Annotated in this window: 11 protein-coding genes; 3 read left to right on the top strand and 8 right to left on the bottom strand. The window is 68.4% G+C overall.

Annotated elements, in window-relative coordinates; all coding sequences use genetic code 11:
* Positions 1–402 precede the first annotated feature (402 nt).
* Complete coding sequence (locus UK23_RS45980) at positions 403–2517, bottom strand: transglycosylase domain-containing protein (protein ID WP_045318166.1); 2115 nt, start codon at positions 2515–2517, stop codon at positions 403–405.
* 494 nt (positions 2518–3011) lie between these two features.
* On the opposite strand from UK23_RS45980, the gene UK23_RS45975 reads away from it, so the two are divergent.
* Positions 3012–3347: a hypothetical protein gene (locus tag UK23_RS45975; RefSeq protein ID WP_196778182.1), complete on the top strand. Its 336-nt coding sequence runs from the start codon at positions 3012–3014 to the stop codon at positions 3345–3347.
* A gap of 71 nt (positions 3348–3418) precedes the next feature.
* Complete coding sequence (locus tag UK23_RS52370) at positions 3419–3817, top strand: hypothetical protein (RefSeq protein ID WP_156213876.1); 399 nt, start codon at positions 3419–3421, stop codon at positions 3815–3817.
* Here UK23_RS52370 and UK23_RS45965 read toward each other — a convergent pair.
* Positions 3806–4834 (bottom strand): carbohydrate kinase family protein, encoded by a 1029-nt coding sequence (locus UK23_RS45965; RefSeq protein WP_045318164.1) that lies wholly within the window; start codon positions 4832–4834, stop codon positions 3806–3808. The two genes, UK23_RS52370 and UK23_RS45965, sit on opposite strands and share 12 nt — an antisense overlap.
* 106 nt (positions 4835–4940) lie before the next feature.
* Here UK23_RS45965 and UK23_RS45960 point away from each other — a divergent pair, with 106 nt between their 5' ends.
* Positions 4941–6134: an MFS transporter gene (locus tag UK23_RS45960; protein WP_045318163.1), complete on the top strand. Its 1194-nt coding sequence runs from the start codon at positions 4941–4943 to the stop codon at positions 6132–6134.
* 118 nt (positions 6135–6252) lie between these two features.
* Here the strand turns inward: UK23_RS45960 and UK23_RS45955 are convergent, their stop codons facing one another.
* The 6 genes from UK23_RS45955 to UK23_RS45930 form a co-directional block, all read right to left on the bottom strand.
* Entirely contained in the window at positions 6253–6768 is a 516-nt protein-coding gene (locus UK23_RS45955; protein WP_082115515.1) for an SRPBCC family protein, read from the bottom strand.
* A 30-nt stretch (positions 6769–6798) separates the two neighbouring features.
* Entirely contained in the window at positions 6799–7485 is a 687-nt protein-coding gene (gene shbA / locus UK23_RS45950) for an RNA polymerase sigma factor ShbA (RefSeq protein WP_231114990.1), read from the bottom strand.
* Positions 7486–7631: 146 nt separating this feature from the next.
* On the bottom strand, positions 7632–8858 hold the full coding sequence (locus UK23_RS45945; protein WP_045318162.1) for an SAM-dependent methyltransferase: 1227 nt from the start codon (positions 8856–8858) through the stop codon (positions 7632–7634).
* Positions 8855–9535: a DUF1365 domain-containing protein gene (locus UK23_RS45940; protein WP_231114989.1), complete on the bottom strand. Its 681-nt coding sequence runs from the start codon at positions 9533–9535 to the stop codon at positions 8855–8857. Before UK23_RS45940 ends, UK23_RS45945 begins: the two co-directional genes overlap by 4 nt.
* Positions 9532–10770, bottom strand: a complete 1239-nt coding sequence (locus UK23_RS45935; protein ID WP_045318160.1) for an NAD(P)/FAD-dependent oxidoreductase — start codon at positions 10768–10770, stop codon at positions 9532–9534. The genes UK23_RS45940 and UK23_RS45935 overlap by 4 nt, the downstream gene beginning before the upstream one ends.
* Positions 10763–11401, bottom strand: coding sequence for an alpha/beta hydrolase (locus UK23_RS45930; RefSeq protein WP_419503932.1), 639 nt, complete (start codon positions 11399–11401; stop codon positions 10763–10765). Before UK23_RS45930 ends, UK23_RS45935 begins: the two co-directional genes overlap by 8 nt.
* Between the last annotated feature and the right edge of the window lie 148 nt (positions 11402–11549).

Here is an 11549-nt window from a genome sequence, read left to right as displayed (position 1 = left end):
CAGCCCGCGTTCGGGCTCGCTTCGCATCGCCCCTGGCGGGAAGAACTGCTCGCCTCCGGCTTCGCACTACCCCTGGCAGGAAGGACTGCTCGCCTCCGGCTTCGCACCACCCCTAGCGGGAAGAACTGCTCGCCTCCGGCTTCGCACTGCCCCGACCCTCGCCCACCCGCCACGGTCTCCCCAGCCCGTGGCCCTGGCGGGTGCTCTACCCGCTCAGCGCTCGCCCATCCGCCACAGCACCTCGTCCCGCGCTCCCGGCAGGGCACCCAGCCCACTTCGCGCCCAGCCCACCTGCAACAACTCCCACGCTCGGCGGCGCTGGCGGGTGCGCGCGGCTCGGTGGGCAAAGCAAAGGGCCGCCGGACGCGGTTGGCGTCCGGCGGCCCTGCGATCGAGCTGGCTTTACTTGTAGCGGGCAGCGGCGGGCGGTAGCGGGACCGCCGGCAGGCCCTCGTGGATCACCTTCATCGCGTTGAACCACGTCGGCGCGGCGACCTGGCCACCGTAGACACCGGCCGAGGAGCCCGGGCAGAGGCGGATCGGGTTCGCGCAGATGACCTGCGGGTTGTTGCCGTCGGCGTAGGTCATCACGGCGCCCGCGTACTGCATGGTGGCGGCCATGAAGGCGACCGACTTGTGCTCCTCGGTGGTGCCGGTCTTGCCGATCATGTTGCGGTTCCAGCCCGGAGGGACTGCGCCGGCAGCGGTGCCGTTGGGCAGCACGTCGTGCGAGAGGCCCTGGGCCAGGGAGTAGGCCAGGTCCGGGGTCACGGCCTGCTCGCAGGGCTTTTCCTTCAGCGGGATGTCCTTGCCGTAGCGGTCGATGACCTTCTCCACCGGGGTCGGCGGGCACCAGGTGCCGCCGGAGACGATGGTGGCCGCGACGTTGGCCAGTTCCAGGACGCTCGTGGCGCCGGGGCCGAGGGTGTAGGAGCCCGCGTTGGCCTGCTTCGTCCAGTCGCCCTGGGACGGGCCGTTCGAGCCGTCCGCCTTCAGGGGCTCGCCGCCGCGGTTCACGCTGCTGAGCGTGTCGCGCATGCCCAGGCGGTAGGCCATGTCCACGACCTTGCCCAGGCCCGTCTTCTCCTGCAGGATCACGAACCCGGTGTTCGGGGAGGTCGCGAGGGCCTGGGTGAGCGACATCTTGTCCGAGTAGGGGCCCGCGTTGTGGATCGTCCAGGGCGTGCCGCCGTTCGCGTACGCCCTCGAGGTGTAGGTGTTGGGGACGTCGATGGTCTTGTCGATGCCGGTGACGCCGTTCTCCAGCGCGGCGGCCGCGGTGAAGACCTTGTTCACCGAGCCGGGACCGAACGGGAGGACCTCGGCGGGTACGGGACGGGCGACCTGGCCGAGCTCGGCGTTGTTGCCGTAGTCGCGGTTGGCGACGAGGGCGCGCACCTTGTGCTTGTCCTTGCCGGGCTCGACGACCGACATGACGTTCGCAATGCCGTTCTGGGTCTTCGGCACCTGCTGCTCGGCCGACTGCTTCGCCGCCTTGGTGGCCTTCGGGTCCAGCGTGGTCTTGATGGTCAGGCCGCCGCGCTGCAGCTGCTTGTTCGTGATGCCCGCCGCGCGCAGGTAGTCGAGCAGGTAGTCGCAGAAGAAGCCGTAGATCGGGCCGTCACCGGCGCCGACACAGCCCTTGGGCAGCAGCTGCAGGTTGTCGACCACGCCCAGCGGCGCGGCCTTGTACTCCTCGGCCTTCGTCTTGGCCTCTGCCTCGTCCTTGCCGAACGCGCCGTTCTCGCGCATCTTGTCGATGACGATGTTGCGACGCTCGAGCGCCTTGTCCGGGGAGGCACCGGGGTTCAGCGACGACGGCCGGTTCGCGATCGCGGCGAGCAGTGCGGCCTGCGGGACGGTCAGCTTGTCGGCCGTGGTGTTGAAGTACGCCTTGGCCGCCGCGCCGACGCCGTAGGTCTGGTTGCCCAGCGGCACGATGTTCAGGTAGCCGGCGAGGATGTCCTCCTTCGACACCTCCTGCTCCAGCTGCAGGGCGATGCGGGCCTCGCGCAGCTTGCGGCCGACGGTGGCCTCGGTGGCCTTCTCCCAGGCCTCCTGCTCGTTGTCCGCGCCGAGCACGAACGCCATGTAGTTCTTGACGTACTGCTGCGTCAGCGTCGAGGCACCCTGCGTCGCGCCACCGTCCACACCGGCCTTGGCGGCGGCACGGGCGATGCCCTGCCAGTCGACGCCGCGGTGCTCGTAGAACCGCTTGTCCTCGATCGCCAGGATCGCGGCCTTCATGGTGTCCGAGATCTCACCGGCCGTGAGCGGAATCCGGTACTGGTCGTACAGGTAGGCGATGGGCTCGCCGTTCATGTCCTGGATCGTCGTGACGAGCGGCAGCTCCGCCTTCGCGAGATCACCGGACGTCTTGTCGACCTCGTCGGCCGCGCGGTTGGACGCGAGCCCGAGGCCTCCGACGAACGGGAACACCATCGCGGCGAGGAGCACACCCGCCGTCAGGCACAACCCCAGCAACTTGACCAAGCCTGACGCGCGTGCGGCGAACAACCCGCAACTCCTTCCGAACCAAACCCCAGAGAGACTCTCTACCTATAAGTCGCGCGGGAGGCCCGTGAGGTTGCGTCCGCTGATCGACTGATTTCAACCTACCGGAGTAGTCGCAGTCCGATCGTCGGGCCAGCCCTCCGCACCCGGTGCTCCAGCAGCCACCCCGGCCAGAGTGCCCATCACGAACCCCGCGTCAAACACGTCACCGGCCCCGGCACGACCGCGGAAACGGACATCAAGGGATAAAATCAAACTCAGACATCCGCGCATCGGATTCCCGGGAAACAGTTGACCACGATCGCTTGACGTCAAGCCGCGTGATCCGAACAATTGAAAACCTCGTCAGGCCTGGGGGGTTGGCGAATCAGCGAACACGCATGTCTCAGGGGAAAAACGCCTCGGGCATCGTCACATGTTCGCTTCCCCTCACGACTGCTGAGCGAGGCACTTCTCACGCACTCCTGGGGGCAACAATGCGCACGAAACTCATGCTGATGACCGCGATCGCAGCGGCGTTCACGTTGGTCACCGGTGGCACTGCCTCCGCAGCCGGCGCCTACTACCACTGCAACCCCGGCTACTGGGGGATCTGGTGCTCGCCCGCGCTGGCGGACCTCAACGTCCACTCGGGCGGACCCGGCACCGGATATCCGACGGCATTCGTCATTCCCAAGGGCAGCGATGTTCAACTGATCTGCTACACCGAGGGCCAGTCGATCAACGGCGACAACCTCTGGATCCAGGTCAACGAAGGCGCCCAGTACGTCACCGACTACTACGTGGGCACCGGCTCCGCGGCGGACTTGAAGGCTCACGTCAACCACTGCTGAACAAAGGGCTTTCAAAGCCCGGGGAACAATTGAAAAACACGCGCGGCCGCAGATTCCACACAGGCGGGACGGTGGCACCGCGCGTATCGACAGTTCTGCTGGCGGCCGCATTGGCGGGCATGTCCCCGGTGGTCTCGCCCACTCGGCTCCTGATCCCCAACCCCGCACCGGCGACCACTGCCCGTCCGGACGCCGGCACCACCGACCCCGCCAGTTCGCGCCGAGCTGCTCGGCGCGAACTGGCGGCAGTCGAACGACCGGCTGTGGACCACGTCGGGCGACGCGACCACTGTCCGATCAGGACGGTGCGGCGTTCGCCAGCGCGGTTTCGGCCGGACGCGCTCGCGAAGCTGCCGGAGATCGCGGGCTGCACCAGCTACCAGGACGAGGGCGAGGACTTCGACCGCTCGCGCCAGAAGCCGACCGGATCTAGTGGACTCGGCTGTTGCTTGTTCAAGCTAGCGGAGTAGCCGCAGGCCGATCGTCGGGCTGGCCCTCCTCACCTCCACGCCCGTGTGGCCGGGCAGCAGGTCGTCGAGGAACCCGTACCGCGTCAGCTCCTCGTCCGGCCTCCTGCTCACCGTCCGCCACCACACCGCGATGTCACCCCACCCCGGCGCCGACAACGAACCGCCGAAGTGCTGCACCGACAGCGCGGCGCACAGGTTCGCGAACCGCACCCGGTGCTCCAGCGGCCACCCGGCGAGAGTGCCCATCACGAACCCGGCGCCGAACACGTCACCTGCCCCGGTCGCGTCGAGCTGCGCCACGTTCAGCCCCGGCACGTCGACGACTTCGCCGGTAGAGCTGTCGACAGCGACCGCGCCCCCACCCCCGCGCGTGACGACCACCACTGGCACGTGCTCGGCCAGCTTGCGCGCCGCGGCCTCCGGAGTATCAGTGCGCGTGTACCCCTGCGCCTCCACGTGGTTGGGCAGGAACACGTCATAGCCCTCGAGGCGACGCAACAGCTCCGGCGACCACGCCCCGGTGCGATCCCAGCCGATGTCCGCGAACAAGAGCGCGCCGTTCTCCTTGGCCGTGCGCACCCACTGCTCGTCCTCCCCCTGTATGTGCACGAAACACGCGCGCGACGACGGCGGCGGGCAGAAGAGATCATCCGCGGCCACGGGCGCCTTGTGCCCGTGCGTGACCATCGACCGGTCGCGCTCCATCGCCATGGACACGGTCACCGGCGAGTGCCACCCGTAGAACCGGCGGCAGTAAGAGAGGTCGACACCTTCCTGGTCGGCCAGCACGTCCCAGCAGAAGTCGCCGTACGCGTCCTCACCGAACGCCGCCGCCAGCGCGGTCTTGAGCTCCAGCCGGCGCAGCGCCACCGCCAGGTTCGCGATCCCACCTGGACACGACCCGAGACCCTCGGCCCACACCTCCGTCCCCGCCGCTGGGGGGCGGGGCAGGCCGGTGAAGATGATGTCGAGGAAGACGGTGCCGGTGAGCAGCACGTCGAAGTCCGGATCAGCCATGGGACAACTTTGCCACCCGACACTGACACCATGCGCCGGAAACGTCCGGCTCGGGGGTTCCACCCGGGAAGACGTTCAGCGGCCCCATGCGCTAGAAACGGGCCCCATGGGGGTTCCACTCAGGAAAAACGTCCAGTTCCAGCTGCTGTGGTTCGGCGGCGCCGTCTCGCAGCTGGGTACGCAGCTCACCACCTACGCCATGCCGCTGCTGATCCTCGCGGTCACCGGGTCGTTCTTCTGGGCGGGCGTCATCGCGGGCGTGCGGGCGGCGTCGCTGATCCTCGCGCAGATGCCGGCGGGTGTGTGGGTGGACCGCTGGGACCGCGGCAAAGTCCTCATGGCGAGCCAGACGACGCAGGCGGTGACGGTCGCCGCGATGGCCACCAACGTCATCACCGGCCTGAACTCCATCACCCTCTTCATCGCACTGGCCGCAGTGGACGGCGTCTGCACCGCCTTCACCGGCCCCGCGCGGTCGACCGCGATCAAATCGGTCGTGCCACCGGAGCAGCTCAAGACCGCCTACGCCCAGGAGGAAGCCCGCGGCCACACGGCCTGGCTCGCCGGCCCGTCGCTCGGCGCACTGCTCTTCGGGTTCGGCCGCGCGGTCCCGTTCGTCGCGGACGCCATCTCGTTCTTGATAGCCGCCGTCTGCGCGTGGTTCGCCAAGATCCCCGCACGCGCCGAGCAACGGCCTCGCCAGCGCATGCACCACGACCTCGAAGAAGCATGGGCGTGGCTGTGGCACCAGCACGGTCTGCGCAACCTCATGGCGATCTTCCTGACGCTCAACCTGCTCGGCGGCGCCACGCTGATCCCGGTCGTCGCCGTGGTCAAGGAACGCGGCGGCCCCGACTGGCTGGTCGGCCTGGTGCTCACCGGCATCGGCGTCGGAGGCGTGCTCGGCGCGCTGATCTCGCCCAGGGTCGCCGTGACGCCCGCACGACTCGTGGTCGCGGTGCTCGTGGTCTTCGGCGCGAGCAACGTGTCCATGGCGCTCCCGTTCGGCGCGTGGTGGCCGTTCGTGCCGTTGATGGTCACGGCGATCGCGACGCCGATGCTCAACGTCTCGGTGAGCGCGGTCTTCGTGGCGATGGTCCCCGACGACCTCATGGGACGTATGGACGCCGTGCTGACCGTCGTCACCCGTGCGCTCACCCCTCTCGCGCCCGTCCTCGGCGCGTTCGCGGCAGACGTCGTCGGTGGTGCGGTCGCGTTGGTGGCGTTCGGGGCGTTGATCCTGCTGACGGCTCTCGCCGCAGCGTTCACCGACCTCAGGACAGCAGTCCCGAACGTATGATCACGTCCGCGCCGTCAGGTCGGGCAGATTGACGGTGTACCGGACATAACGTCCTGCCGCAGAGTCGTGAGCAGGCCCGCGCGGCATCCAGGTGTCCACGGGCTTCGGCCTCGCCGTCTCACCGGCGGCCATCACCACTCTCGCCTCCCACGGCCCGGCCGCTCTCTGGGACAGCCTCGGCGCCGTGGAGCAGGATCCGGTTCGTGAGGTGCTCGTTCCTCATGCGGATGAGCCGAGGCATGTACCGGTCGAGCACCAGTAGCTCGGCGAGCCGCCCGAGCGGGCCGAGCGGCGCCGCGAACTCCACCACGTCACGCATCAGCGTGCCGGCACCGTCCTGCTCGAAGTGGTGCTCATGCCGCCACCTGCGGAACGGCCCCTCGACCTGCTCGTCCACGAAGTAAACCGGCGGATCGCACGCGCTGATCCGCGACGTCATCCGCCACCGCAGCCCGAAATGCCTGGCCTCCCAGGTGACCGTGTCACCCAGCCGCATCCGGCCGGACGTGACGCCGCCGATGATCCGCTCGCCGGAGTCCGCCATCGACGCGGTGTGCACCCCGACGTCCAGGCTGAGGTCGAACACGTGCTGCGGCGGCGCGGCGATCTCGGTGATCACCTCGAAGCGGGTCATGCCCCGACCCTATGGCGGGCCGGCTGAGAGTCAGCCTTCCTCGGCGATCATCTCCCGCATCCGGGTGAGCGCGCGGTGCTGCGCGACCCGCACCGCGCCCGGCGTCGACTCGACCGCGAGCGCGACCTCCTCCGCGGACAGCCCGACCGCCACCCGCAGCACGAGAATCTCGCGCTGACGAGCCGGCAGCTTGTGCAGCAACCGCGTGACCTGGGTCAGCATCTCGCCGTTGACCGCACGCTGCTCCGGCCCGTCCTCGAGAGAAGGGCAGTCCGGCAGCTCCGGCACGACCTCCGCGCGGTTGCGGACGGCGCGGCGGCGGGCGTCGGCGACCTTGTGCGCGGCGATGCCGTACACGAAGGCCAGGAACGAACCCGGCTCGTAGCGGTACTTGGACAACGCGCCGAGCACCGCCACGCACACCTCCTGCGCGATGTCCTCGGCCGAGACGAGAGTGCGTTCCCGGCCGCCGACACGGGCGCGGCAGTAGCGCACGATCAACGGCTGGATCCGGCCGAGCAGGTGCTCGACCGCCCGTCTGTCTCCGGCTAGAGCGGCATCGACGAGGTCCGCGAACTCGGCTTCGGCGAGCCACTGGTTGGAGACCGGTGCCTGGTGCACCCGACGGCGCATGGGCACCGTTGGCTGGTTCCAAGTGTCCTCGGGTGAGAGGACGCCGACACCGCCACCGGTCCGCACGGCTGTGGGTTGAACCATCCCGGCGACCTCCTCCACTACAGCGACACTAGGGGCTTCACTGAGAAAGAGACCGCAGCTAGCCGTTTGATACCGCCTGCTTCCAAGAGGACCACGAAGTCCAGCCGGCTGGGGAAAGCAGCACCCAATTGGGGCAGAAGGTGGTCCTAATGGCCCAGTCTTTCGGCCATGGCGAATTGCTGTACGCCCAGGTAGCCGACGCGGAACCCGGCCTCCGAGTAGGCCAGGTAGAACTCCCACATCCGGCGGAAGGTGTCGTCGAAGCCGAGCTGCTCCACCTCGTCCCAACGGGTGAGGAACGTGTGCCGCCAGCGCTTGAGGGTCTCGGCGTAGTCGTGGCCGAACGACCGGGTCTCGACGATCCGCAGCCGCGTGTGGTCGCGCACCGACTCCTCGATCGACCGGACCGACGGGATGAGCCCACCGGGGAAGATGTACTTGTGAACCCAGCTGTAGGTGGCCTTGCTGGCGATCATGCGGTCGTGCGGCATCGTGATGGCCTGTAGTCCGGCCCGGCCGCCCGGCGCAAGCACCCGATCGAGCATCGAGAAGTACGCCGGCCAATATTCGGCACCGACTGCCTCGATCATCTCGACGCTCACCACGGCGTCGTACCGACCCTGCTCCTCTCGGTAGTCGCGCAGCTCGACCGTCACCCGATCGTGAAGGCCCGCGTCCCTCACCCGGTCCAGCGCCAACTTCCGCTGTTCCGCTGAGATCGTCAACGACGTGACCGTCGCGCCACGCTCGGCCGCCCGGATGGCCAGCGCACCCCACCCGGTGCCGATCTCCAGCACCCGCGACCCAGAGCGCACCCCCGCGTAGTCGAGCACGCCGTCGATCTTGCGCAGCTGGGCCGTGCGCAGGTCGACGTCCCTGTTCTCGAACAACGCCGACGAGTACGTCATCGTCTCGTCCAGGAACGCCGCGAACAGCTCGTTCGACAGGTCGTAGTGCCGGTGGATGTTCTGCCGCGAACCGGCGACGTCGTTGATCTCGTGCTGGCGCCGCTCGGCCCACCGCCGCAGCTGCTGCAGGCGAGGCGGGATCAGTGTCGTCAACCGGGCCGCGAACGCCGACAGCACGTCCGCGAGCTCGTCGGACACCCAGTCGCCCACCATGTACGCCTCGCCGAAGCCGATCTTGGCGTCGGCGCCGAGCCGGTGGAAGAACGCCGCGGGTCGCACCAGCCGCATGACCGGTCCGCCGGCACCCCACGTGCGACCGTCGGGCAGATGAACGGTCACCGGCAACGTGCGCACGGCGTTGCGGAACAACGACTCGGCGATCCGCGCGCGCAACGGCGACCGCGGCGTCGTGAACAGATCCGGCCAAATGCCCTGGCCGGGTCGAGGCAGGGACAACGTGCTCATTCACCACTCCTGGGAACGATCGGCAGACGCTTGAAGTACAGAGCGATGCCATGACGGCGGATCAGCGCGGACACGCGCTGGGGCATCAGCGGCCGTCTGAACAGCATCCGCAGGCCCGTGCCGCGGGTGCCCTTCATCGTGGCGCTGAAGGTCGTCTTCCCGTTCTGCCGCAACGCGATGGTCACGGAGAGCCGGCTTCCCGGTCTCGGCAGCCTCATCACGTAGTGGCCGTCGACTTCCAGGAACGGGGAGACGTAGAACTCCTTGTCGACCGACGCCCGGCCCTCGGCATCGGTGTGCAGCAGATAGCAGTGCCGTCCGCCGTAGGTGTTGTGCACCTCCGCGACCACACACACGAGCGCTCCGGACGCGTCGTGGCACCAGTACACGGACAGCGGGTTGAAGACGTAGCCGAGCACACGGGCGTTGGCGAGCATCAGGACCTGCCCGCCGCCGAGCTGGATCCCGCGTTCGGCCAGCCACTCGTCCAGGTTCGCCCGGATGGTCTTGTCCGGCGAACCCACATGATCGCGGGACTCGAAGCGCGCGAACGGCTTCACCCACCACGGCAGGCGTGGCAGCTGATCGAGGTCGACGAGCCACATGTACGCGCGGTGGCTGAAAGTCCGGTCCAACAGCGCGCGTCTCGTGTGCGTGATGACGACGTCGTAGATCACCAGTCGACCCCGAAGTGCCTGGCCGCGCGCACTCCGGACGCGCAGCCGTCCTCGTGGAAGCCCCAGCCGTGGTACGCGCCGGCGTACGCGGTCGTGGCGCTGTTGACCTCGGGCAGACGGCGTTGTGCCGCAACGGATTCCGGCGTGTAGATCGGGTGCTCGTAGACCATCCGCGCGAGGACGCGCTCAGGATCGAGGTCGTGCGGGTTCAGCGTCACCACGAAGTCGCGCGGTTCGTCGAGCCGCATCAGCCGGTTCATGTGGTAGCTGACGAGCACCTGGCCGCTGGTTTCGTTGCACGCTCGCTTGTAGAGGTTCCACGACGCCTTCGCCCCACTCGTGCGCGGCAGGATCGAGGCGTCGGTGTGCAGCCAGGTCTCGTTGCGCGAGTACTGGAACGCGCCCAGCACCTCCTTCTCCTCGCGCGTCGGATCCGCGAGCAACCCGAGCGCCTGGTCCGGGTGCGTGGCGATGACGACGTGGTCCGCGGTGTGCAGCACGTTGTTGTCGTCACGGATCTCCACGCCGTTGGTGGTGCGCGTGACGGCACGGATCGGAGTGTTCACATGTACGGCGTTGAGATTTTTCGCGGCACGCTCGACGTACGTGCGTGAGCCGCCCACGACCGTCTTCCACTGCGGCGTGCCACCGACCGACAACATGCCGTGGTTGCCGAGGAACTCGAACAGGTACCAGGCCGGGTACTTCATGCTCAGCGCCGCACCCGACGACCACACCGCGCTGACCAGCGGGATGATGAAGTGGTCGACGAAGTACCTGCTGTACCCGCCGATCGCGAGGAACGCGCCGAGCGTGACGTCGTGCGCCTCCTCGTAGCTGAGGACGCGCTGAGCGTGCCGGTAGAACCGCGTGATCTCCGACAGCATCCTGAGGTAGCGGCTGTTCGTCGCGTTGCCCGGCTTCGCGAACAACCCCGGCAGCTTCTTCGCGCCGGCGTACTCCAGCCCGCACCCGTCGCACCGCACGCTCATCGACATCTCGGAGTCCTGAGTGGACACCTGCAGCTCGCGGAAGAGCCGGACCAGGTTCGGGTACGTCCGTTCGTTGTGGACGATGAACCCGGAATCCACGGCCACACCACCGATGTCGTGCGTGTGCGCGTGCCCGCCGAGCCGCTCGTCCGCCTCGAACAACGTGACGTCGTGCCCGCGTTGCAACACGTAGGCGGCGGTGAGCCCGGCAACTCCTGCCCCGATGACGGCGACCTCAGCCACGCGAACCTCCCAATGGCACGTCGAGGCCACCCGGCGAGGCCTCCCGCATGGCGTTCGCGATGTCGGGTGCCACCGGTTCGAGTCCGAGCTCACCGCGCACGAAGTCGACCACGAGCCGGGTCCAGTCCCGTGCCCGCTTGAGCATCGCGTGGCCGTCACCCTCGACGTTGAACCGCGCGACCCTCGCCGTGACCGTCTTGGCCTGCCGCGCGAACCACAGCGACTTCGCGGGGTCCGTCATCCGCTCCTGGTCGCCGTGCGCGATGAGCAGCGCCTTGCCCTTGAGTTGCTCGAACGGCTCGCCCGGCACGATCCACGGCGCGAGCGCGCACACCGCGATCACGCTCGGATGCCCGGCCACCCTCAGCGCGGTGCGGCCGCCCATCGAGTGGCCGACGACCACTACCGGTCTGCCCGGATGGAGTTCGGCGATCTTGTCGAGCGCCCACCGCGCGTCCTTGACCGGGTCGAGGCTCGGCGCGTTCCACCCGCGGACCCGGTAGCGCAGGTTCCAGACCTCGACGCCGGGCGCACGCAGCGCTCGGGCCAGCGGAACCATCCGCAGGTATGCGAGGTTGTGACGGCGGACAGGTTCGGTGCCGTGTTCCCGTCCGCCGTGCAGCACGAGCACAACGGCGTTCGTACCGCCCGGTGGTTTCAGCACGTCGACATGCGGATGCACACCCGAAGTTCGTGAGACCACGCTCTTCGGCTCGGCCGTTGAGAGCCAGGTCACACAGGTACTGCCGTGGCTGCCGGCCGTCGCCCCGGATTTCGAC

It is taken from the genome of Lentzea aerocolonigenes, assembly GCF_000955955.1.
In the GTDB taxonomy this organism is placed as follows: Bacteria; Actinomycetota; Actinomycetes; order Mycobacteriales; family Pseudonocardiaceae; genus Lentzea; species Lentzea aerocolonigenes_A.
The sequence above is the reverse complement of the archived record's forward strand: the minus strand, read 5'-3'. Positions and strand labels throughout refer to the sequence as shown.